At 61.2% G+C, this 22,456-nt stretch carries 17 protein-coding genes and 1 riboswitch; of the genes, 7 read left to right on the plus strand and 10 right to left on the minus strand.

The genetic code is table 11. The features are described from left to right. Positions 1-2: 2 nt before the first annotated feature. From H2Z84_RS17595 to H2Z84_RS17625, 7 genes are all read right to left on the minus strand, one after another. Positions 3-2,765 (minus strand): PAS domain-containing hybrid sensor histidine kinase/response regulator, encoded by a 2,763-nt coding sequence (locus H2Z84_RS17595; protein ID WP_181837101.1) that lies wholly within the window; start codon positions 2,763-2,765, stop codon positions 3-5. Positions 2,766-2,863: 98 nt separating this feature from the next. Next, a complete protein-coding gene (locus tag H2Z84_RS17600; protein WP_181837102.1) occupies positions 2,864-3,235 on the minus strand; it encodes a response regulator in 372 nt (123 codons plus the stop codon). Then, complete coding sequence (locus H2Z84_RS17605) at positions 3,232-4,920, minus strand: sensor histidine kinase (RefSeq protein ID WP_181837103.1); 1,689 nt, start codon at positions 4,918-4,920, stop codon at positions 3,232-3,234. The genes H2Z84_RS17600 and H2Z84_RS17605 overlap by 4 nt, the downstream gene beginning before the upstream one ends. Before the next feature lie 272 nt (positions 4,921-5,192). Next, on the minus strand, positions 5,193-6,014 hold the full coding sequence (locus H2Z84_RS17610) for a hypothetical protein (RefSeq protein ID WP_181837104.1): 822 nt from the start codon (positions 6,012-6,014) through the stop codon (positions 5,193-5,195). Between the two features lie 515 nt (positions 6,015-6,529). Continuing rightward, complete coding sequence (locus H2Z84_RS17615) at positions 6,530-7,717, minus strand: DUF1501 domain-containing protein (RefSeq protein ID WP_181837105.1); 1,188 nt, start codon at positions 7,715-7,717, stop codon at positions 6,530-6,532. 22 nt (positions 7,718-7,739) lie between these two features. Then, the gene (locus H2Z84_RS17620; RefSeq protein ID WP_181837106.1) at positions 7,740-9,248 is read right to left on the minus strand and encodes a DUF1800 domain-containing protein; all 1,509 of its coding nucleotides are present in this window, start codon (positions 9,246-9,248) and stop codon (positions 7,740-7,742) included. Positions 9,249-9,297: 49 nt separating this feature from the next. Next, a complete protein-coding gene (locus H2Z84_RS17625; RefSeq protein WP_181837107.1) occupies positions 9,298-9,633 on the minus strand; it encodes a hypothetical protein in 336 nt (111 codons plus the stop codon). 179 nt (positions 9,634-9,812) lie between these two features. Continuing rightward, positions 9,813-9,904: riboswitch (TPP riboswitch) on the plus strand. 56 nt (positions 9,905-9,960) lie between these two features. On the opposite strand from H2Z84_RS17625, the gene H2Z84_RS17630 reads away from it, so the two are divergent. From H2Z84_RS17630 to H2Z84_RS17645, 4 genes are read left to right on the plus strand one after another with little or no spacing between them, the layout of a single operon-like run. After that, entirely contained in the window at positions 9,961-10,974 is a 1,014-nt protein-coding gene (locus tag H2Z84_RS17630; RefSeq protein WP_181837108.1) for a thiamine ABC transporter substrate-binding protein, read from the plus strand. A gap of 11 nt (positions 10,975-10,985) precedes the next feature. After that, complete coding sequence (locus tag H2Z84_RS17635) at positions 10,986-11,558, plus strand: GNAT family N-acetyltransferase (RefSeq protein ID WP_181837109.1); 573 nt, start codon at positions 10,986-10,988, stop codon at positions 11,556-11,558. Next, the gene (locus tag H2Z84_RS17640) at positions 11,551-13,098 is read left to right on the plus strand and encodes an ABC transporter permease (protein WP_181837110.1); all 1,548 of its coding nucleotides are present in this window, start codon (positions 11,551-11,553) and stop codon (positions 13,096-13,098) included. The genes H2Z84_RS17635 and H2Z84_RS17640 overlap by 8 nt, the downstream gene beginning before the upstream one ends. A 1-nt stretch (position 13,099) precedes the next feature. Beyond that, complete coding sequence (locus H2Z84_RS17645; protein ID WP_181837111.1) at positions 13,100-14,056, plus strand: ABC transporter ATP-binding protein; 957 nt, start codon at positions 13,100-13,102, stop codon at positions 14,054-14,056. Here the strand turns inward: H2Z84_RS17645 and H2Z84_RS17650 are convergent, their stop codons facing one another. From H2Z84_RS17650 to H2Z84_RS17660, 3 genes are all read right to left on the minus strand, one after another. Further along, positions 14,057-14,536 carry a YbaK/EbsC family protein gene (locus tag H2Z84_RS17650; protein ID WP_181837112.1) on the minus strand — a complete coding sequence of 160 codons (480 nt, stop codon included), beginning with the start codon at positions 14,534-14,536 and terminating at the stop codon, positions 14,057-14,059. A gap of 88 nt (positions 14,537-14,624) precedes the next feature. Next, the gene (locus H2Z84_RS17655) at positions 14,625-15,749 is read right to left on the minus strand and encodes a methyl-accepting chemotaxis protein (protein WP_258869463.1); all 1,125 of its coding nucleotides are present in this window, start codon (positions 15,747-15,749) and stop codon (positions 14,625-14,627) included. Positions 15,750-16,002: 253 nt separating this feature from the next. Continuing rightward, on the minus strand, positions 16,003-16,491 hold the full coding sequence (locus H2Z84_RS17660; protein WP_059284521.1) for an Lrp/AsnC ligand binding domain-containing protein: 489 nt from the start codon (positions 16,489-16,491) through the stop codon (positions 16,003-16,005). A 136-nt stretch (positions 16,492-16,627) separates the two neighbouring features. Between H2Z84_RS17660 and H2Z84_RS17665 the strand changes: the two genes are divergently transcribed. The 3 genes from H2Z84_RS17665 (at position 16,628) to H2Z84_RS17675 (ending at position 22,436) form a co-directional block, all read left to right on the plus strand. After that, positions 16,628-17,938 carry a D-amino acid dehydrogenase gene (locus H2Z84_RS17665; RefSeq protein ID WP_181837124.1) on the plus strand — a complete coding sequence of 437 codons (1,311 nt, stop codon included), beginning with the start codon at positions 16,628-16,630 and terminating at the stop codon, positions 17,936-17,938. A gap of 4 nt (positions 17,939-17,942) precedes the next feature. After that, entirely contained in the window at positions 17,943-19,010 is a 1,068-nt protein-coding gene (gene alr / locus H2Z84_RS17670; RefSeq protein ID WP_181837113.1) for an alanine racemase, read from the plus strand. Between the two features lie 261 nt (positions 19,011-19,271). Beyond that, positions 19,272-22,436, plus strand: a complete 3,165-nt coding sequence (locus H2Z84_RS17675; protein ID WP_181837114.1) for a type VI secretion system Vgr family protein — start codon at positions 19,272-19,274, stop codon at positions 22,434-22,436. Positions 22,437-22,456: the final 20 nt, after the last annotated feature.

Genomic DNA, 22,456 nt, shown 5'->3' on the forward strand with positions numbered 1-22,456 from the left:
GTTTAGTCCTTTCCGTAAGCGGCGATGAAGGCGAGCAGAGCCTGCATTTCGCTTTCGATCTGTGCGGCAATGGCGCGGATGCTGTCATGCTTGTTATCTGCCGCCGCCGCGTACAGTTGGCCAGCCAGGGCGGCCAGGGCATCGGCTCCCACATTAGCGGCACTGCCTTTGAGTTCGTGTGCCAGCTGTTTCAGGCCTTGACCTCCGGTGTGGATGTCCAGCCGCAGCCGTTCGCGCCAGCGCAGTAGCGAATCACGGAAGATATCCAGCATTTCGCCGATGCTGACCGGGTCATCGCCCAGGAATTCGGTCAGGCGCTGCACAGTGAAACTACCCGGTGTGCTGTTGTTGCGGCTGGCCGGTACCGGATGGCTGGTGGCCATCTGCTGTGGTAGCCATTGCAACAGCAATGCCTTGAGCCGTGCAAATTCGATGGGTTTGGCCAGGTAGTCGTCCATGCCGGCTTCCAGGCAGATGGCGCGGTCGCCTTCCATGGCATTGGCGGTCATGGCGATGATGGGCAGGTGTCCACCTTGTGCGGCTTCGCTTTCCTGGCGGCGAATGGCCTGGGTGGCCTGGTAACCATCCATTTCCGGCATCTGGCAGTCCATCAGGATGGCGTCGTACTGTTGTTGGGCTATCGCTTGCAGTACTTCGCCGCCATGGCTGACCACGTCTACCCGGTAACCCAGCTTGTGCAGCATGCTGGCAGCCACGCGCTGGTTGACTGCATTGTCCTCGGCCAGCAGCAGGCGGTAGTGTTGCACCGGGCGCAGGCTGACCGGCACCTCGGTGGTTTCCGGGGTATGCAGGCGGATGCTGCCTGGGGTCCATTGCACGGCTAGCGCGTCCAGCAGCGCCGACTGTTTCATCGGCTTGTGCAATACCGCAATGCCCTGCTGTGCAAGGCTGGCCTTGCGCGTGCCATCCTGCTCTTGCAGGCAGACCACCATGGGAATGCCTTCCAGGCTCAGGGTCTGGATAGCTTGCTCCAGCGTGGCATCCGGTAACGGTTCCACCAGCAGCAGGACATCGGGCTTGTTACCGCTGGCATCCAGCTGGCGCAGGGTTTCCAGCATGCTGGCGAGGCCGGCGGCCCGCCGGTGCGGCAGGGCCCAGCTGTCCAGATAATGGCTCCATAGCTGCTGGTTGTTGTCGCTATCGCCCGCCAGCAGTACCAGATGCTGGCTTGGCGTGGCCGTGGTGTGCAGGCAGCTGTCGCTGTTGGTGGCTTGCAGCGGAATGCTGACCCAGAATTCCGAGCCGACGTCGGGTGTGCTGTCCACCCCCACGCTGCCGCCCATGGCCTCGGCCAGCCGTTTGCAGATGGCCAGCCCCAGACCGGTGCCGCCGTACTTGCGCGTGGTGGAACTGTCTGCCTGGGAGAAGGGCTGGAACAGCCGGTTCTTGGCCTGCTCGGTCAGGCCGATGCCGGTGTCCTTGACGCACAGGCGCAACTGTATGCCTTGTTGCTGGCGTTGTTCCAGCGTGGCGGAAACCAGCACCATGCCCTGCTCGGTAAACTTGATGGCATTGGATAGCAGGTTCAGCAGGATCTGCCGCAGGCGGGTCGGATCGCCTTGCAGGCTGTCCGGTACTTCGGCCGTGGCAAAGCTGGCCAGGGTCAGGCCCTTGCCATGTGCCTTGTTGGCGACGATGTCGACCGTGCCTTCCAGCAGCTGGCGCAGCGAAAAATCGATCTGTTCGATTTCCAGCCCGTCGGCTTCGATTTTGGAAAAGTCCAGAATGTCGTTGATGATGGACAGCAGGGTGTCGGCCGACATCTTGATGGTGCGGGCGAAGTCGGATTGCTCGGCATCCAGCGGGGTGTCCATCAGCAGATCGATCATGCCGATGACGCCATTGAGCGGTGTGCGGATTTCATGGCTCATGGTGGCCAGGAATTCGCTCTTGGCGCGCGCTGCCGCCTCGGCCGCACGGGTGGCTTGCAGCATCTGCTGTTCGCGCAAACGGCTGGCACTGATGTCGGCAAAGGTGGTGACGCTGCCGGCCAGTTGCTGCCGGAGCAGCAGCGGGGTGTTGCTGACTCGCACTTCCAGCGGCTGGCCGTCCTTGCGGAAAAATACTTCGTCGCTGGAACGGTAACTGGCCTTTTGCTGCACCGATTGATAGATGGGGCAGTCTTCCAGCGACAGCTCGCTGCCGTCAGCACGATGGTGGTGGATGTGCTGGTGCACGTTCAGACCGTGCAGCTCGGCGAAGCTCCAGCCCAGCAGGCGTTCGGCTTCCTGGTTCATATAGGTGAGCCGGCCCTGCATGTCCATGGCGATGATGCCGTCGTCCATATTGTCCAGCAGGGTGGTCAGCCACTGTTCCTGTTTTTTCTGCTGAGTGATGTCGCGCAGCAGCAGGCGCAGTGCCTCATCTGCATTTTCTCTGTGCAGGGGGCTGAAACTGGCCAGTACCGACAGTGCCTGGCCACTGCGATCGCGCATGAGCAGCTCGATGGCCGGCGGGCGCTGGCCGCGGGCGACCTGCGCTGCCTGGTCACGGAAGGCCGCGTGACTTTCTTCAGCCAGTAACTGGAATACATTCAGCGTTGACAGTTCGCTGGCGGTGTAGCCCAGCGTATGCAGCCACATGGGATTGGCGTACAGCAGCTGCCCCTTGCTGTCGCAGTCTTGCAGTAGGTCTCCCAGCTGTTCCAGTTGCTGCAGCAGCGCACCATCAATAGGGTGGCTGGTCTTGCTGTCGCCGACAGTGAGGGCGGCATGATTGCCGGTAGGCTTGTCTTGCTGTCGCACCGTTAACTGTGCTCCACGAGGGGTGTGGTGTGGCTTAGGGCATGCATGGTGCGTGTGCTCCGCATTTCGGTTCGGGTCTACAACAGCGGGCTGTTGGCTCAGTCTGTCGGGGCGGCCAGTGCGGCTATCAGGCTGTCGCGGGTCAGCGGCTTGGTGACGATGGCGTCAAAGCCGGCCTGCAGCATGACTTCCTGTTCGTCGCTCATGGCATGGGCGGTGTAGGCGATCAGCCGCAGGTCGTGCCAGCGCGGGTCGCCGCGCAGGTGGCGACACAGCTCGATACCGCTCATGCCCGGCATGCTGATGTCCAGCAGCACACAGTAGTATTCATGTTGCTGCAGCTGTTCCAGGGCTTCAAAAGCGCTGACGGCCTGGTCGGTTTTCCAGCCCATGCGTTGCAGAAACAGGCCAGCCACCTTGCGGTTGATCTCGTCGTCGTCCACGACAAGAATGGTGTCCAGCGCGCTCATTCTTGTGTTCCTTCCAGGGGAATGCTGACGTGAAATACGGTGCCCACGCCAACTTGTGATTCAAAGCCAACCTTGCCGGACATCAGTCGCACCAGTTCTTTCACCAGTGCCAGCCCCAAGCCGGAGCCGCTTTGGGCGCGGGTCAGAAAGGCATCGGCCTGGCGGAAGCGTTCGAATACCAATTGTTGTTGTTCGAGCGGAATGCCGCAGCCGCTGTCGCGGATGTCCAGTTGTAATTCATGTGCGCTGACGCGGGCATCCACCTGGATGCTGCCGTGCTCGGTAAACTTCACTGCATTGTCCAGCAGATTGTTCAGTACCTGGGTCAGCTTGGTGCGGTCCAGGCGAAAGCTGTCCGGGCTGCCTGCTACCTGCTGGTAGTCCAGCTGCAGCTGCAAACCCTTGCCCTCGGCCTGCGGCCGGTACAGTTCCACAGTATCGCGCAGCATGGCCGCCAATGGTACGTCGACAATTTCCATTGGCATACGGCCGGCCTCGATGCGGGCCATGTCGAGAATGGAATTGACCAGGGTCAGCAAATGCTGGCCGCTCTTGTGAATCATGCCGGCGGTTTCCAGATCGGCTGGATCACTCAGTGTGGTCTGCAGGAATTCCGAGCAGCCCAGAATGCCATTCAGCGGCGTGCGCAGTTCGTGCGACATATGCGCGAGGAATTCGGATTTCATACGGTTGGCCGACTCGGCCTGTGCCTTGCTGTTTTTCAGGTTGGCCGCCATGTGGTACATCACATAGCCGGCCAGGCATACCAGTAGCGACATGATGGCAGCAACCGTGAAGTAGGCATTGCGATGCTCGTAATAGTCAGCCATCGCTTCTTGTTCGCCCACGCCCATCAGCACGGCCAGCGGATAACCTTCCACCGCGCGGAAGCTGACCGTGCGTTGTATCTGGTCGATACTGCTCAGTTGCTGGTAGACACCATGGTCACGCCCGGGCCATTGCTTGAACAGCCCGCTGCTGTGGATGTCCATGCCGATGCCAGTTGTCTTGGCGCTGGTACGGGCGCGTACGATACCGTCCTGCCCAACCAGCGTGACAACACCGGTTTTGCCCAGATCGAGGTCTTTGTAGAAGCTGGTGAAGTAAAACGGATCGACCGATACCACCACCACACCGCCAAAGCTGCCGTCCGGCTTGTTGATGCGGCGGGTAAATTGCAGCGACCATTTCTTCGAGGCCCGCCCCTGTACCGGCTTGCTGAGGAACAGCTGGCCGCTGTCCTTGGCGATGTGTACCTTGAAATGCTCGCGGTCACTCAGATCGACCCGTTTGAAATTGGGCACGCTGGACATTTCCAGCATGCCATCCGGCCCGATGATGGCAATCTGCACGAACAACTGGCTCTGGATGATGCCCTGCTTGATGTAGTGCGGCAGGTCCATCTTGTTGCCTTCGGACTCGTACTCGTATTTCAGGAAGAGTACCGACTGATCGACGGCGCGAATGGTCCGCGAGATGTGTTCTTCGAACACGCGCACCATGTTTTCACTTTGCCGCTGCATCTCCAGCCGGCTGCGGTCATGGTCGGTGTTCACCTGCCATAGCACCGCACTCCAGATCATGCCGATCAGGAACAGACTGAACAGCGGAATCACCCACTCCAGGCTCAATCTGCGCAAGCCGTGCTGGAACAGCCCGGCCGGACCGTGTTTCTCTTGTTTCATCTTTGCCCCGCTTGCTGATTCTGCCTGTAGAAACAGCCATGTCTTTATTCTTTAGTTATTGGCCGCGAAGCTGGCCGGCGCAGGGGATGATTGTTGCCGTATCTGCTTGCCACGGTGAACACCCCTGTGCCGTTGGCTGCGGCGTCATCGGCCATCCTGCCATGCCAGAATGGTAGTGGCTGCCGCTAAATCGAAGTTTGATTTAAGGCATGCCTATGTCTTTTTATAGAGTTTAACTTTAAAAACCGGTAGGGATTAAACCGGGTTGCGGGCTAAATCAAGGCCCATAAGGCCAGCATTACCCCAATAATCAGCACGCCCATCAGGATTTGCGAGGTATTGCGCTCTCTTTGCAAGGCCGACTTTATGCTGCTGTAGGACGACTCCAGCCGGTTGACCTTGTCTTCCAGCTCGGCACGGGTTTCATCCTGCAGTGCCAGGGATTGCAGCATGGCTTCGCCGCCCACTTCCTGAATGTGCTCCTTGTCCCACACGCCCAGCAGGCGACTGACCTTGTCCTTGAAATACAGGCCGGTACGTTGTGCGGCATCCTGCCAGTCAAACTGGAAGCCCTGGCTGGCATAGAAGGCATTGCGACGCAGCTTTTCTTCTTCGCTGACATTGCCGGTGATGCCGATCAGGCCCGGGCTGATGGCGTAGTCAGGATAGGCGCCCTTGACCCAGGTGATGGTCTGGGCAAACAGGAAGGTATCCAGCCCTAGCCCGGCGAAGGCTTCCGTGCAGTTGATGCCATTTTTGGGGCCAAAGGTGACCGAACGGCTGGGGTGATCCACCCGCACCCAGGCACAGTTGTAGCTGGTGTGAAAGCGGGCGTCGTCATTGCTGTAATGCAGCCACTGGTTGCCTTCGGTACGGGCAAATCCACGGAACTGCAGGCGGAAGAAGTCTGATTGGCCTGTCATGGCGCGGCTGCGGTGCAGAATCCCGTAAATGGGCACCCCGCTGGCGGTCAGCGTCAATACCGTTTCACCCAGCGGCATGGCCAGGGTGGCGAGGGTGTTCTCGTTTTCCGGGGCGCGCAGTTCGGCTTCGGGCTGCGGCACTGGTTTGCTGGTGTTGGCAGGCGTATTCATGCGCTAATCATAGCGTAATCATGCTGCAGCGTTGTGCAGGAAATCCTGAATTCGGTGCAGCCACGGCAAGATTTTGGTGCGATGCAGCACGAAATGGCTGGCTATGGGCTTGAGATACTCTGGAAATCAATGGAAAAAAGCTGGCACGGTGTTTGCATAGTGGATAGGGCATCCCCGGTGGCGCCGGGTTTGCGAGTGAGTCTGTCCCGTTGCAATCTGCGGCTTTAATCGTGCATCAAGCCAGGCCTGGGCAATATTGCCCAGGCCCTTTTTTTGTCCACGTCGCGGTGGAGCAGGGGAAGCCGTCCTGTCCTGATTCGACGCCCTGTCTGACCAATCCCCATCATCTACACAATCTGTGCGACTTTGCGCATGGCGAAGCTTTTGTATCCGCGTGAGCGGATGCAAACTCTGGTGATTTCCACCGCGTATACCGATACATCCTGGCATCTCCCTGCCTGGCGGCGGGAGCTGTCCGCCTTGGCAGGCTTGATTGGTGTCCGGGGCGAGCTGGCTCAGCCCCGCAGCAGCGGCAGTCGCTCGAAATGGCCGCCGAATAGCTGGCGGGCATCCTTGCCCCACCAGTCTTGCACCACGGTGCTATACAGCTGGCGAAAATCGATGGCGTGCGGCAGGTTGCCATCCGTCACCCCAGCCAGCACCGGCGTCTGGCCATACAGGCCGCCCTTGACCCGGCCGCCCAGCATGAAGTGACTGTTGGCCGTGCCATGGTCGGTGCCGCGATTGCCGTTTTCGCGTGGCCGCCTGCCAAACTCGGCATAGCTCAATACCAGGGTGTCGTCCCAGCGGCCTTGTGCCTGCAAGCGGTTTTGCAGCAGGGCCAGGCCGTCGGCCAGTTCGCCCAGCAAGCGCGCCTGGGTGGGCTGCTGGTTGCCGTGGGTGTCAAAGCCGGTGAGGGTGATGCGTGCCACCGCGATGCGCGTGCCGTTTTGCAGGATGTCGGCAAGGGTGTTGATTGCCTGGGCAAAGCCGCCTGCCGCCTTGGGCGGCGCAGTGGGCGCATCGGCCGGATTGGCCGCTGGTTTCATGGCGGGTTGTTGCAGGGCAGTAGCTGCGGTGCGGATGTCACCTTCCACTTTCAGGATGTGCGACAGTGCGCTGCTGTGCGCGCCGGCTTGCTGGTCTGCCGCGAGTTTGGCCTGGCGGGCGAAGTCCTGCGGATTGCTCAGCACCACGGCGCGCGCTCCTCCATCCAGCGGCCCCAGATTCTGGCTGGACAACACGACACCGTCGGCGGCAAAGCCGGCCGGTACCGGCTGGCTGCGAAACAGCCGGCTGAGCCAGCCTTCGCCCAGATACTGATTGCTGGCCGAGGCCGTTTCCCAAATCTCGATGGAGCGGAAGTGCGACAGATTGGGCTCGGGATAGCCTACGCCTTGCAGTACCGCCAACTGGTGGTTTTGCCATAGCGGCAGCAGGCTGCTCATGGCCGGGTGCAGGCCGACCTGTTCATTCAGTTGCAGTACCTGCGGCCGGGGAATGCCGATGGCAGGGCGTAGGCGATAGTAGTCGTCACTGGCGTAGGGAATGACGGTGTTGAGGCCGTCATTGCCGCCTTTTAGCTCGATCAGCACCAGCAGCCGCTGGTAACCAGCAGGTGCCAGGGCATAGCTCAGATTAGGCAGAACCGAAACCAGCAGGCCGGCACCCATGGCCTTGAGAAATTCGCGGCGTTGAAACATGGCAGAGTCCCTGGTAGTGATTTCAATGAACTTGGTAAGCCGGGTCCAGCAGCAAGGGCGCAATGGCTTGTGCGCCGCTCATGCCTTCCGGCAATGGCTGTGCCGGGGGCACGGCCAGTAGCAGGCGGGCGCTGTCGGCTGCGTTGCGGACATGGTAGATGGCCGTCCACTCGTCTGGTTGCAGCTTGATCGGGCGCAAACCGGCCTGGATCAGGCGCTGGATGCGTGCCTCGCGCCCGCGGGCTTCGTCCATCTGGCCGTCGGCTTTGATGAAGTTGTTGCGAATGGGGGCGGCATCATGGCTGAGGCGGTCGAGGAATTGCTTGCGGGTCAGCAGGGTGGCGCTGTTGATCCATACTTCGCCACCGGGCCAGCCTTTGACATTGGGCGGGTTGAATACGTCCTGGCCCAGCTGGCGGTTGAGCCCGGCCAGCGCGCGCCAGTCCGGCGGGGTCAGGTCGAAGGTCACCAGCGTGCCCACGGTCAGCTCCAGCGGTGACTTGATCAACTGCCCCTGGCTTTGCCAGAAGGCGGGTGTCAGCAGCATGGCGCGCAGCAGTGGCCGGATTTCGTAATTATCGCGGTAGAACAGCGTGGACAGGCGCTGGATGTCGGCTTCGTTCGGGGTGGGGGATACCAGGTACTTCCACAGCCTGATGGTGACGAAGCGGGCGGTCTGTGGCTTGCGCAGCAGCATGTCCAGTACATCGTCGCCATCAAAATTGCCTTGCTGGCCAAAGATGGTCTTGTCACCGTTGTCATGCTGATTGGGGCGGTAGACAAAGTGGAAGTCCTTGTCCAGCGACCAGCCGGTAAAGGCACGGGCGGCTTCGCGGATATCCTGCTCGCTGTAGTGGCCCTCGCCCAGGGTGAACAGCTCCATCACTTCGCGGGCAAAGTTCTCGTTTGGCTGGCCCTTGCGGTTATTCACCGTGTCCAGATAGCGCATCATCGCCGGATCGCGGGCGATGGCGTGCAGCAGCTGGCCGAAGTTGCCCAGCGCCTGATGGCGCAGCAGTACATTCTGCTGATACATCAGTTGCGGCACGCCCACCTTGTCCAGTCCGGAAACAAAGTGGTTATGCCAGAACAGGGTCATCTTTTCCGTTAGCGGGCTGGGTGTGCTGCGCATTTCTTCCAGCCACCAGCCACGCAACTCTTGCGCATGTTCGTTGCGCTCTTTTTGCAGGGCTTTCTTTTCGTCTTCTGTCAGATTGGGTTTGCCTGGGCGGTCAAACGGCTCATTGACCCAGGCGGGCGGCGCGCTGAGGGCGTTGTACACGGCATGATCCAGCAGCCGGTCCACTGCCTGTTCGCGGCCCAGCGGAGCATACAGGGCGATTTGTGCCGGATTGGCACCAAAACCGGTGCGCGACAGCAGGTGGCGCGCCCCTTCTTCGCCGATGCCGGCCCAGGCGGTCAGTGGCAGCAGGCAGAGCAGGATCAGGCGGAAGGCTGTTTGCGCATGCGATCTCATCGGAAAGGCTCGCTCTTCGGTATAAGACAGACCGGCCAGATCTTGGCTGGCCATGGTGGCCGGCTAGGGTCTGGCCGGTAATAGGCTGGAATATGGCTGAAGTTTACTTGCCGATTTCCTTGCTGACCGTATTTTCTTCCTTGTTCAGTGTTCTTTGTTCCTGCTTGCTGATATGACCGTGATTTTTACGGGCATCAGCACGTTCCTGTTGGCGGATGGCGTGGTCTTGCTGATGCAGTTCATGGGCTTGCTGCTTGCTGATCTCGCCTTCCTTGCGCTCCTTGTTGATGCGCTTGTCCTGATGGTTCAGCCGATGGTTGACTTCAGCCCGGCGCGGGTGCTGCTTCTGCCATTCGGTTTCGGCCGAGGCGGTGCCCGACAGGGTGGCGAAGGTAAGGGCGGACAGGCTGATCAGCATGATGCGAGTGGACAGTTTCATGGTTTGCTCCTTGGGTTATCTGCGAGTGCTGCGGTTTGAACAAGCGTGCTGTTGTTGTGAATTCATGATGGTGGGAAAGTGTGTACAATTCGTTTTCTGTTTGCTGCAGGCTGTTAATTTCCGTGAAGAAACGGTAACGCCTTGTAAGCAAGCATGTCGGCCGGTATCTGAAGGATGCCGCCAATCACCAGGGGTGCCCGTGGCGGGCTGAGAAACACCCTAGAACCTGAACTGGATAATGCCAGCGGAGGGAGCGTGATGCAGAAGGCCCCACCATCTGTTGTTTCGCTTGCTCCGGCGATTGCGCCTTGTCGCACGGAGAATGTCATGCAGTTGTTCAAAACCACTAGTCTCATCAGCGCGCTGTTGCTGGCCGGCCTGACTCATGCCGCCGAACTGCGCGTGCTCACCCATAGCTCGTTTGCCGTATCCAAGCCCTTGCTGGCAGAGTTTGAGCAGCAAAATGGCGTCAAGCTCAGCATCATCAAGGCCGGCGATGCCGGCGAGATGGTCAACAAACTGATCCTGACCCGCGCCAATCCCATTGCCGATGTGGTGTACGGCATCGACAACACCATGATGGGCAAGGCCGCCACCGCCGGTGTGCTGCTGCCAGAGGCTGCAGAGCGCAAGTCCGGCCAGCCGCAGCTGCCGGGTGCCACTAGCATCGACTATGGCTATGTCACGCTGAACTACGACAAGGCCTGGTTTGCCAAAAAGCAGCTGCCGCTGCCCAAAACCCTGGAAGACCTGACCCGCCCGGCCTACAAGGACCTGCTGGTGGTGGAGAACCCGGCCACCTCCAGCCCCGGTCTGGCTTTTTTGCTGTCCACCATCTCGGCCATGGGCGAGACCAAGGCCATGGCCTTCTGGGCCAGATTGCGCGACAACGGCGTGAAGGTGAGCAAGGGCTGGACCGAAGCCTATTACACCGATTTCTCGCGCAATGGCGGTGCGCGCCCCATCGTGGTGAGCTATGCCACCAGCCCGGCGGCGGAAGTGTTCTATAGCAAGGAAAAACTCAGCACTTCGCCCACTGCCAACCTATTGCTGCCCGGTGCGGTGTTCCAGCAGGTAGAAGGCGCAGCGCTGGTCAAGGGTGGCCAGCAAGCCGCGCTGGCGCGCAGGTTCATTGCCTTCCTGCGTTCGGACGCGGTACAGAAGGATATTCCCACCTCGATGTGGATGTATCCGGTGCAGCCGGGCATCGCGCTGGACCCGGTATTCCAGCATGCCGAAAAGCCGGCTGCCCACACCACGCCTAACCAGCAGCAGATTGCCGCCAACAGCGCCGGCTGGGTCGGCAAGTGGACGCGCATCGTGCTGAAATCCGGCCAGTAATGCAGTCGACCATGCCCGCAGCCAGCACTATTCCCGACATCCTCAGTCCGCGGCTGATCCTGCGCCACCTCACGCCTGCCATGTTGCGCGCCAGCATGGAGGCGCGGCTGGCCGAGGCGGCGCGCTGGCTGGGCGCACCCTTGCCCATCAGTTGGCTGGAAGAAGCAGCGGTGATGTCGCTGCGGCTGGAACAAATGGAAAACGAGCCGGAGTATGCGCCATGGTCGATGCGCGCCATGCTGCGGCGGGAGGATGGCCAGCTGGTGGGGCATATCAATTTCCATACCTGCCCCGGCCATGCCTATCTGCAAGGACGCGGTGATGTTGAACTGGGCTATACCGTGCTGCCGGCTTTCCGGCGCCAGGGCTATGCCAGCGAGGCCTTGCTGGCCTGTGCTGGCTGGGCGGTGGAAACCGCCGGGATAAAGCGCTTTGTGCTGTCCATCAGCCCGGATAATCTGCCCTCGCAGGCCTTGGCCGCCAGCCTGGGTTTCCAGTGGCTGGAACGGGTGGACGACCCGGAAGACGGTCCGGAAGATGTGCTGGTCGCCGACTGGCCGCTTACCCGGCAGCACCATGTCTGAGCGTGGCCATCGAACTGGGCTGGCCTTGTTGCCGCTGGCCTTCTTGTTGCTGATGTCCATCTTGCCCTTGTTGCGTTTGTTGCAGGAAGGGCAGGGCGCGGTGTCTACCGGCCTGTTTGCCGACCGCTACCTGCAATGGCGGGTGCTGTGGTCCCTGCTGCAGGCCGCGGTCAGCTGTGTGGCCGCCTTGCTGATCGGCCTGCCCATTGCCTGGTGTCTGGCGCGTTATCGTTTTCCCGGTCGCAGCCTTAGCCTGCGTCTGCTGATGCTGCCCTTTGTCATGCCCACGCTGGTGGCGGCCATGGGCGTGCTGGCGCTGTTCGGGCCGCAGGGCTTGCTGGGTATCAATCTGCAGGACACGCCCTGGCTATTGCTGTATGGCAATCTGTTTTTCAATCTGCCGCTGGTGATTCGTGCTGCCTGTGAGGGGTTGGCGCAGATACCGGCCAGCCGGCTGGCTGCCGCCCGCACACTGGGCGCGACGCCATGGCGGGTGTTCTGGCGGGTGGAATGGCCGGCGGTACGGCCCTGGCTGTTGTCCGCCTTGTGCCTGGTATTCCTGTATTGCTTCTCTGGCTTCGGGCTGGCGCTGCTGCTGGGCGGGCAGCGCTATGCCACGGTGGAGGTGGAAATCTACCAGCTGGTGTCCTACGAACTGAATCTGGCCGATGCCGGCGCGCTGGCACTGTTGATGCTGCTGGTGACCGGCACGGTGGCCACGCTGTATGCCTGGCTGGAGCGCCGCCTGGCCGCACCGCTAAAGGTGGACCCGGTGCTGCCGCGCCGCCCGCAGGGCATGGAGTGGCTGCAGCTGGTGGCAGCATTGGCCTTGCTGTTGCTGTTTGCCGGCCTGCCTCTGCTGGCAGTGCTGTGGCGTGCTGTGCAGGCAGTGGCAGCTTCCGGTTTCAGCCTGCTGCACGACGAGGAAGTGCTGCTGGCACTGGGCAACTCGGCGCGTTTCAGTGCCATGGCCGTGCTGCTGGCGGCGCTGCTAGGCTGGCTGCATGCGCTGGCGGCACGTGGCAGCCTGTGGCTGCGGGCGCTGGCCTTTCTCCCCTTTGTGGTGTCGCCCGTGTGCGTGGCCTTTGGCCTGTTGCTGCTCTACCCGCAGTGGAGCGCCAGTCTGCCCCTGTTGCTGGCCAGCTATGCCTTGCTGGCCTATCCCTTTGTGGCGCGCAGCCTGGCGGGTGCGCTGGACAGCCTGCCACGTCACTGGCCGCAGGCCGCCCGCAGTCTGGGGGCTAGCCCCTTGCGGGTGTTTGCCCGTATCGAATGGCCTTTGCTGCGACCGGCTTTCCGCCGTGGTCTGGCTTTTGCTGCGGCGACCGCGCTGGGCGAATTTGCCGTGACGCTGTTTTTGTCGCGGCCGGAATGGCTGACCCTGACCACGCTGATCTACCAGCGCCTGGGCCGGCCGGGAGCCGACAATGCTGCCAGCGCCATGCTGCTGGCTTGTCTGTTGATGTTGCTGGCGCTGCTGGCTTTTCTGATCATCGAATGGCCGTCTGCCGCCGAACGGCAGTTGCGCAAGGAGTCCTGACATGCTGCGACTGGAAGAGGTATGCAAGCGTTTTGGCCCGAAGCTGGTGGCCGACCAGCTCAGCCTGACACTGGAGGCCGGCGAAGTGCTGGCCTTGCTGGGGCCGTCCGGCTGTGGCAAAAGCAGCCTGCTTAAGATGATTGCCGGGCTGGAGCAGCCCGATAGCGGCCGCCTGTCGTTTGCCGGGGCCGACCTGGCTGGTGTGGCTGCCGAGGCGCGGCGTTTTGCGCTGATGTTTCAGAACTTTGCCCTGTTTCCGCATCTGGATGTGCTGGGCAATGTCTGCTTCGGGCTGATCGAGCACGGGGTGGCGCGGGCGGCAGCGCGGCAACAGGCATTGGCCTGTTTGCAGCAGCTGGGGCTGGCCGGCATGGAGGCGCGCAAGATATGGACGCTGTCCGGCGGCGAACAGCAGCGGGTGGCGCTGGCGCGAGCCTTGGTCACCCGGCCGCGGCTATTGCTGCTGGATGAGCCGTTTTCCAGCCTGGATGCGGATTTGCGGCGGCAGTTGCAACTGGAGTTCCGCCAGCAATTACAGCAAGCGGCTATTCCTGCGGTGCTGGTGACCCATGACCGCGAAGAAGCCTTCGCCCTGGCCGACCGGGTGGCGGTGCTGCGCGAGGGGCGCATTGTCCAATGCGCCACGCCGGCGCAATTGCTGGCCGCGCCGGCCACGCCCTGGCTGGCACGTTTTATCGGTTACGAAAACGTGCTGGCCGAGGGGGTGGTGCCAGAGCAGGCCTTGCGGCTGGGGCCGGAGCAACCGGCAGCGGCGGTACGGCGCATCATCCAGCTGGCTGATGGAGTAAGGGTTACCGTGCTTGGCGGGGAGGGCGAGCTGACGCTGACCTTGTCTGCACGTGAAGTGCAACAGTATGCGGCCGGGCTGGATGTCGGCAGCCTGTTGCATGTCGGCATTGACCGTGCCGCCATGCTGCCTTATTCCGCAGTCTGCTGATTAGCCGGCCAGCTCGGCGACCGGCTGGCATACATCCACCCAGCTGCCGGCGGTGATGTCGGCCATCCGTGCCGGGCTGATGCGCACTGCACTGTGAATGGCACCGGCGGCGGGCAGCACTTCGTCGAAATCCTGCAAGGAACGATCCAGGTATACCGGCAACGGCTGTGCCAAACCAAAGGGGCAGACGCCGCCCACCGGGTGGCCGGTGAGCGCAACGACTTCTTCCACCGCCAGCATCTTGCCCTTGCCAAAGGCTTCCTTGAATTTGCGGTTGTCGATACGGGCATCGCCACGGGTGACCAGAATGATCACCTCGCCGCTGGCCAGGCGGAAGGACAGGGTCTTGGCGATACGCCCCGGCTCCACGCCGTGGGCTTCTGCGGCCAGCGCCACCGTAGCGGTGCTGACCTCCAGTTCGATGATGGGGATATCCAGTTGATGGGCGGCGAAAAAATCGCGAACGGATTGCAGGCTCATGGCGGAAGAAAAGGGCAGGGGGAACAGCCCTCACAGTAAACGCAGGCCGGCCCGCTGACAAGAGCCATGTCCAATGGCCAGAGGCGTGCTAGTGGCGGGCGATTTCCCCCAGCTTGTCGCTAATATCCTGCGCGGTGGCTGCCTGCTCTTCGGAGGCATTGGCGATTTCTATCACCACATCCCGCACCCGGTTGATTTCCTCGACAATGGCCGTGATGGCAGCTTCGGCGGCAGCAAAATCGCGTTCGGTGGTTTTGACCTGCTCGCGGCCCTTGTCCATGGCGCTGATATTACTGTTCACCTCCTGCTGAATATCGCGAATCATGGTGCCAATTTCCTGGGTGGCCTTGGTGGTGCGCTCGGCTAGCTTGCGTACCTCGTCTGCCACCACGGCAAAACCACGCCCCATTTCTCCGGCGCGTGCCGCTTCGATGGCGGCATTCAAGGCCAAGAGATTGGTTTGGTCAGCGATGTCCTTGATCACACTGACGATCTGGCCGATGGTTTCCGATTGCTCCCCCAGCGAACCCAGGTTGTCCGCAGTGCTGCTGACCAGTTCGCTGACGGCACGCATGGCCCGGGCATTGTTTTCAATCATGCTCTTGCCATCGCGGGCGCTTTTGAGCATTTCCTCCGAGGAGTCCGAGGCGGAGGAGGTGCGCTGGGCTACCATTTCTATGGTGGTGGTCATGGCCTGGATATTGCCGGATAGCTCATCAATGCGGTCCTCCAGAAACAGCCGCCGTTGATCATTGCCATCGCGCAGCGCCTGCGCTTCCACTTCGGCAGAAATATCCTGGAAACTGGCCATGAAACACAGCAGCTTGTTGCTGTCCTGAGCATCCCAGATGGGAAACACTTTGCTTTTGAAGGTGACGCTGCCTACCGGGATCAGCGCTTCGTGCTGACTGATGCGCCGTGCCGCGATGTCTTGGAGGATGCGCCGGATGCGGTCGGGCTCGCGGTGAAACTGGTGGATGCTGTGCATGAAGGCATTATTGACATCCACGCCGGCGCGGAACTTCTGGTTCATCATGCTGCGGTGCTGTGCCAGCAGCTCCCGCGCGGTGCGGTTCATGTAGAAAATGGTGTTGTCCGACGTGGTGTCGGCCAGCATGATCAGGTTGTCCACATTATCCAGCATGGCGCTGAACTGATGCAGTTGCTGGTTTATTGCTGTCTGGTCGTTTTGTTTGCTGGTGAAAAATCCCAAGATGATGACTCCTGTCCTGATGGCGTAGATGGCCGGATAGCGGCACTGGCATGGCCAGCGGAGACCTATGCCGGGTCTCGTCATGGCAGCCAATGGTTTTGCTGAAATCACTAAAAAGCGAAGTAAGACAATCAGGTATAAGAGGCGGGAAGTTTCAAAGGCAAGGTCAGGGGCTGCTGACCCTGCTATTGGTACAGGTAGTGGCAGGAGCTGGGCAGAACAGGCATGCAGCAAGAGCGCGGCAGGTATACGGCTATTCCGGCAGCGCCAGCATATGGGTTTCCTTCACTTCTTCCATCACCACATAGCTGCGCGATTCATTGGCATTGGGCAACTGCAGCAGGATTTCCCCCAGCAGCTTGCGGTACATCGACATATCGGGGATGCGTGCCTTGATCAGGTAGTCGTATTCGCCGGATACCAGATGGCATTCCAGGATTTCCGGGATGTTCTGGATCTCGCGGCGGAAGGCATCGAAGATATTGCCCGACTTGGCCGATAGCTTGATCTCCACGAATACCAGCAGCGATGCGCCCATGGCATGGGGATTGAGCCGGGCGTAATAGCCCTCTATCACCCCGTCGCGTTCCAGCCGGCGCACTCTTTCCGTACAGGGGGTGGTGGACAGGCCTACCTTTTCCGCCAGCTCGGTCATGGCGATGCGGCCGTTTTTTTGCAGCCATTTCAATATCTTAAGATCGATCTTGTCCAGCTCGCGCTCGTGAGTGTGTTTTACTTTCATGTTTTCACTACCAATCTTGAATTTGAAAGAATTATTGATTGCCGATTTGTTTTATTTTGGTGAAAAAAACTGCATTGAAATAAATATACTACATAAAATCACTAAGCACATGATGCGTAGCACGGAGAAAGAGGAAATGAAGGTAATCGTACTGGGTGGCGGCGTGGTAGGTGTGTCTACTGCATGGTATCTGGCCAAGGCCGGCGTTGAAGTTACGGTGCTGGAGCGCCAGGAAGGTGTTGCGCTGGAAACCAGCTTTGGCAATGCCGGCCAGATTTCTCCCGGCTATTCCGCCCCCTGGGCCGCACCTGGCATCCCGGCCAAGGCCGTCAAGTGGATGTTCCAGCGTCACGCCCCTCTCGCCATCCAGCCGGATGGCAGCGTTTACCAGCTGCAGTGGATTGCCAAGATGCTGGCCAACTGCAACGAACAATCCTATGCCCTCAACAAAAGCCGCATGATGCGCCTGGCTGAGTACAGCCGTGACATGATCAAGGACCTGCGTGCCGAAACCGGCCTGGACTATGAAGGTCGCCAGGGCGGCACCCTGCAGCTGTTCCGTTCGCAAGCCCAGGTGGAAGGCATGGCCAAGGACATCGCCGTGCTTAAGGAGTGCGGCGTGGACTTCAATGTGCTGGACCCGGACGGCTGCGCCCGTGTCGAGCCGGCACTGGCCAAGGTCAAGCACAAGCTGACCGGCGGCCTGCAGCTGCCAAACGACGAAACCGGCGATTGCAACCTGTTTACCAGCCGCTTGGCTGATCTTGCTGCGGCCAAGGGCGTGAAATTCCGCTTCGGGGTCAACATCACCGCCATTGAAACCCATAATGGCCGCATCACCGGCGTGCGCGTCGGCGACGAAATGCTGACTGCCGACCACTACGTGGTGGCTCTGGGCAGCTATTCGCGCGATCTGCTGCAAAACCTGGGCATCGACATTCCTGTGTATCCGGTCAAGGGCTACTCGCTGACCGTGCCGATCACCAATGCCGCCATGGCACCGGTATCCACCATTCTGGACGAAACCTACAAGGTGGCCATTACCCGCTTCAACGACCGTATCCGCGTGGGCGGCATGGCCGAGCTGGCTGGTTACAATCTGGACCTCAATCCGCGCCGTCGCGAAACCCTGGAAATGGTGGTGGGCGACCTCTACCCGGATGGCGGCGATATTCCGGCAGCTACCTTCTGGACCGGCCTGCGCCCGATGACTCCGGATGGTACCCCCATCATCGGTGGTACCCGCTATGCCAACCTGTCGCTCAATACCGGCCACGGCACACTGGGCTGGACGATGAGCGCAGGCTCCGGCAAGGTGCTGGCCGACCAGATCGTCGGCGTGCAGCCGGACATCAGTGTGGATGGCCTGTCCATCCAGCGTTATGCCAAGCGTGGTGAAAAGCTGGTGGTGCCAATGCACAGCCGCACCGCCGTAGCCGGAGCCTGAGCGCATGCGCCCGCTGATCGCCAGCATCCGCCTGGAAAACCTGCGGCATAACTATCTGCTGGCCAGGCAGATGGCCGGTGGCCCGACCCTGGCCGTGATCAAGGCCAATGCCTACGGCCATGGTGCCGTGCATTGTGCCGCCGCACTGGCCGATGTGGCCGACGGTTTTGCCGTGGCCTGTCTGGAAGAAGCCATCCAGCTGCGCGAAGGCGGGGTCAGCCTGCCCATCGTGCTGCTGGAAGGCGTGTTCGAAGCGGCCGAACTGGCCGCAGTGGAAGCGCATGATCTGTGGTGTGTGGTGCAAAGCCCGCAGCAGCTGGACATGGTGCTGCAGGCCAATCCGGCCAAGCCCTATACCGTGTGGCTGAAGATGGATTCCGGCATGCATCGCGCCGGTTTCTTCCCGCAGGATTATGCCGCCGCGCATTGCAAGCTAATGGCCAGCGGCAAGGTGAGCAAAATCGTCAAGATGAGCCACTTCGCCCGTGCCGACGAGCCGCAGCTGTCGGCTACCCATGCCCAGATGGAAGCCTTTGATAGTGTTTGCCGCTATCTGCCGGGTGAGGAAAGCATTGCCAACTCGGCCGGCATCCTCTGCCATGAGCGCGCTCATCGCCAATGGAACCGCGCCGGCATCATGCTGTATGGCGCTTCGCCGCTGCCTGCCGGTTTCGAGCAGGGCGCAGCACTCAAGCCCGTCATGCGGCTCACCTCCAAGGTCTTTGGTGTGCGTGAACTGGCCGCTGGCGAGCCGGTCGGCTACGGTGCCAGCTTTGTGGCGGAACGTCCCACCCGCGTCGGCCTGATTGCCTGCGGCTATGCCGATGGCTACCCGCGCCTGGCTTCCACCGGCAGCCCGGTGGCGATTGATGGCGTGCGCTCGCGGGTGATCGGCCGGGTGTCGATGGACATGATGACAGTGGACCTGACCGACCTGCCGCAAGCCGGCATCGGCAGCGAAGTTGAACTGTGGGGCGACACCGTGCATATCAACGAAGTGGCGGCCCAGGCCGGCACCATCTCCTATGAAGTGCTGTGCAATGTGAAGCGTGCCCATTTCCAGTACTGCTGAATTTCCTCGTGCTTTGTGTAGTGCTTTGTCTCTCGCCCGGTGATGCCGGGCATTTTTTTGTCTGCTGCTTTCCGGCATCGCTCTCACAGGGGATGTTGCCTTGGGATGGACTGTGCTGTTTCAGGCTGAACACACCAGGCAAAAGCTCAGTAGAACTACGCATTCATGCCATTCCACCTTGTCCGGCGCATGTTAGGCGCATAAACTGTTGAACTTTCAACAGAATGTGAAGATTCACGTCAGTAGACGTGATGAGACGCCATGGACTTTTCCACCCTGCTCGCCAGCTTCGCCGCCGCCTTTTCCCAGCACCAGCGCCTGCTTACCCTGCAGCTGGATGGTGGGCAGATCGCCGCCGAGCAGCTGCTGCCCCACACCCTGGACGGCAGCGAGGGCGTGTCGGAAGCCTATCGCTATCAGCTGAGCTGTTTGTCCCCCGACGGCACTATCGAACTCAAATCACTGCTCGGTGTAGCGGCCCGCCTGGGCGTGCTGGATGCCGATGGCAACGAGGTGGTGCGTTGTGGCGTGGTGTCGCGCGCCGAGTTGTTGGGTTCTGATGGCGGCTTTGCCAAGTATGGCCTGACTATCGAACCGCCCTTTGCCCTGCTGCGCCTGCGCCGCACCTCGCGGGTGTTCCAGGATCTGTCCGTCCCCGACATCGTCAAGCAGATCCTGGCCGAGCATCAGGCCAACAACCCGGTGTTTGCCCAGGTGCAGACGCTGGAATTCCACACCGCCACGGCCAGCCCGCGCAGTTACTGTCTGCAGTATCGCGAGAGCGATTTCGATTTCATCGTGCGGCTGCTGCACGAAGAGGGTTATGCCTGGCGTTTCGAGCATGTCGATGGCGAGCATCCGCAGGTCAAGCTGGTGGTATTCGACGACGCCTTCAGCCTGCCGCCGGCCGCCAGCGAGCGGGTGCGTTTCCATCGCAGCGATGCCACCGAGGAAGAAGACGGCCTGACGGATTGGTCGGCGGCGCGGCAGGTAGTGTCCGGCAATGTGGCACTGGCCAGTTTCGACTACCAGCCGGTGAGCACCCAGCACACCGGCGACCAGACCCGCATCCAGCAAGGCCGCAGTGGCGATGCCTTGCAATCCACGCTGCAGGATTACGACCCGCAGTCGCTGTACTACGCCAGTGATGCCGAGCAGCTGAGCCAGTACGCCCAGTTGCGCCAGCAGGCGCACGATGTGCAGGCCAAGCAGTTTAGCGGCAGCGGTTCGGTACGCAGCCTGCAAGCCGGCCAGTGGTTCCGCCTGGACGAGCACCCGGCACACGAAGCCGACAGCAGCGAACAGCGCGAATTTGTCGTCACCGGCCAAACCTTCCGCGCCAACAATAATCTGCCGGGTGATCTGGCCAGCAGTCTGCGTAATTTATTGGCAAACGGTGCCGACACCACATCAACTGATAGCCAGAACAACAGCCCCTTCCAGACCCAGATCACCGCCCAGCGGCGCGGCATTCCGCTCACCCCGGCTTATGCCCACAGCGCGCAGGCCAAGCCCACTTCCAAAGGCGTGCAAACCGCCACCGTGGTCGGCCCGGCGGGCGAGGAAGTGCACACCGACGAACTGGGCCGCATCAAGGTGCAGTTCCACTGGCAGCGCACAGACGAACACCCCGGCATCGGTGCCAATCTGGATGACAGCTCCTCCTGCTGGCTGCGCGTGGCCATGCCCAGCGCCGGCGCTGGCTGGGGCCACCAGTTCATCCCGCGCATCGGCCAGGAAGTGTTGGTCGACTTTATCGAAGGCGATATCGACCGCCCGGTCATCGTCGGCGTGCTGTACAACGGCAGCCACGCCACCCCGGCCTTCAGCGGCGCCGGAGCCTTACCAGCCAACAAGACGCTGTCCGGTATCAAATCCAAAGAGCATCAGGGCGGCCAGTACAACGAACTGCTGTTCGACGACACCCCCGGCGAAGTACGCGCCAAGCTCAGTTCCGAGCCCGGCAAAACCCAGCTCAACCAGGGCTTCCTCACCCATCCGCGCAGCAATGGCAAAGCCCAAGCACGCGGCGAAGGCTTCGAACTGCGCACCGACCAGCACGGTGCCATCCGCGCCGGCCACGGCCTGCTCATCAGCACCGAAGCGCAAAACGGCGCTGGCGGCAAACAGCTGGCGCGCGAACATGCACAAAGCCAGCTCGACGCCGCCCTCAGCCTCAGCCAGAGCCTGGCGGAAGTGGCCACCGGCCAACTGGCCGACACCATGGAAACCGGGCCGGACGGCATCAAGCCGGACAATAGCAAAGACGGCAAAAAAGACAGCGGCCACCTGCAACACCACGCCGCCGCCGTCACAGCCTGGGAAGCCGGCAGCAACACCGACAAGGACGGCAAAACGGCCAAAGACCAGGCCGGCCAGCAACCCCTGCTCATCCTGTCCGCCCCGGCCGGCATCGCCAGCCTGACCGAACAAAGCCAGACAATCTCTGCCGGCACCAACCTCAACCTCATCGCCCAACGCGATGCCAACCACACCACCGGCCGCCGCTGGCTGCACAACGTCGGCCAGCACATCAGCCTGTTTGTGGCGGGAGTGAAAGACCAGATTGCGCTGAAGCTGATTGCGGCGAAGGGCAAGGTGCAGGTGCAGGCGCAGAGTGATGCGATGGAACTGACGGCGGACAAGGACCTGACCATTACCTCGGCCAAGGGCAAGGTCACCATTGCCGCCAGCCAGGAAATCCTGCTGACCAGCGGCGGCGGTTATATCCGGCTGAAGGGCGGCAATATCGAAGTGCATTGCCCCAGCGTGGTGAGTGTGAAAGGCGCCAGCCATAGCCTGTCCGGGCCGGCCAGCCTGAGTACACCGGTGCCAACCTTTGCCAAACCAGGTACCGGCAATCTGCAGGTGTTGCACGAATTCGCCAATGGCTACTCGATGAATCAGGGCAAGTTTGTGGTGACCGATGCCTTGGGCGTTAAACACAAGGGCGTGCTGGACGAAGCCGGCAAAGCGATGGTGCACGGTCTGCCGGAAGGTCCGGTAGAGGTGGCATTCCTTGGGCGGCCACATAAAGACAAAAAAGACGTTTTCCCCTTCGTGCCTTCGCCTGACGACGCGGCGCAGATGGCGGCCAAGCTGGAGAAGCAGGCGGGCGCCGCGGTTCAGGCCCAGGCTATGCAACAGTTGGGCAGCCTGTTGGGCGGCGCGCCAGCTGGCATTGCAGGCATGGCGCGCCAATTGATGCAAGGCAAGGGGCCCGATCTGATGGAACACGCAGGACAGTTGGCGTCAGGCGCAATGTCCGGTGCGGCCACAGGTATCACCGGGCAAGCGGGAGCGCTAGTTGCACAGGCCAACCAAGTGCGGCAGATGGCCGGTAGGGCGCAATCCACGCTCGACGCTGCCCGCAACTTGAAGCCGGGCTTGCCTTCGGCACCAAGTTCCACGCCCTCCTTGATCTGACCCGACATCACGATAAATTT

This window comes from Aquitalea aquatica (genome assembly GCF_013911085.1).
GTDB classification, from domain to species: Bacteria; Pseudomonadota; Gammaproteobacteria; order Burkholderiales; family Chromobacteriaceae; genus Aquitalea; species Aquitalea aquatica.

Bases quoted from the DNA above. Each gene is read 5' to 3' on its own strand.
- H2Z84_RS17600 (WP_181837102.1), bottom strand. From the start codon at position 3,235: ATGAGCGCGCTGGACACCATTCTTGTCGTGGACGACGACGAGATCAAC.
- H2Z84_RS17605 (WP_181837103.1), bottom strand. From the start codon at position 4,920: ATGAAACAAGAGAAACACGGTCCGGCCGGGCTGTTCCAGCACGGCTTG.
- H2Z84_RS17610 (WP_181837104.1), bottom strand. From the start codon at position 6,014: ATGAATACGCCTGCCAACACCAGCAAACCAGTGCCGCAGCCCGAAGCC.
- H2Z84_RS17615 (WP_181837105.1), bottom strand. From the start codon at position 7,717: ATGTTTCAACGCCGCGAATTTCTCAAGGCCATGGGTGCCGGCCTGCTG.
- H2Z84_RS17620 (WP_181837106.1), bottom strand. From the start codon at position 9,248: ATGGCCAGCCAAGATCTGGCCGGTCTGTCTTATACCGAAGAGCGAGCC.
- H2Z84_RS17625 (WP_181837107.1), bottom strand. From the start codon at position 9,633: ATGAAACTGTCCACTCGCATCATGCTGATCAGCCTGTCCGCCCTTACC.
- H2Z84_RS17630 (WP_181837108.1), top strand. From the start codon at position 9,961: ATGCAGTTGTTCAAAACCACTAGTCTCATCAGCGCGCTGTTGCTGGCC.
- H2Z84_RS17635 (WP_181837109.1), top strand. From the start codon at position 10,986: ATGCCCGCAGCCAGCACTATTCCCGACATCCTCAGTCCGCGGCTGATC.
- H2Z84_RS17640 (WP_181837110.1), top strand. From the start codon at position 11,551: ATGTCTGAGCGTGGCCATCGAACTGGGCTGGCCTTGTTGCCGCTGGCC.
- H2Z84_RS17645 (WP_181837111.1), top strand. From the start codon at position 13,100: ATGCTGCGACTGGAAGAGGTATGCAAGCGTTTTGGCCCGAAGCTGGTG.
- H2Z84_RS17650 (WP_181837112.1), bottom strand. From the start codon at position 14,536: ATGAGCCTGCAATCCGTTCGCGATTTTTTCGCCGCCCATCAACTGGAT.
- H2Z84_RS17660 (WP_059284521.1), bottom strand. From the start codon at position 16,491: ATGAAAGTAAAACACACTCACGAGCGCGAGCTGGACAAGATCGATCTT.
- H2Z84_RS17665 (WP_181837124.1), top strand. From the start codon at position 16,628: ATGAAGGTAATCGTACTGGGTGGCGGCGTGGTAGGTGTGTCTACTGCA.
- alr (WP_181837113.1), top strand. From the start codon at position 17,943: ATGCGCCCGCTGATCGCCAGCATCCGCCTGGAAAACCTGCGGCATAAC.
- H2Z84_RS17675 (WP_181837114.1), top strand. From the start codon at position 19,272: ATGGACTTTTCCACCCTGCTCGCCAGCTTCGCCGCCGCCTTTTCCCAG.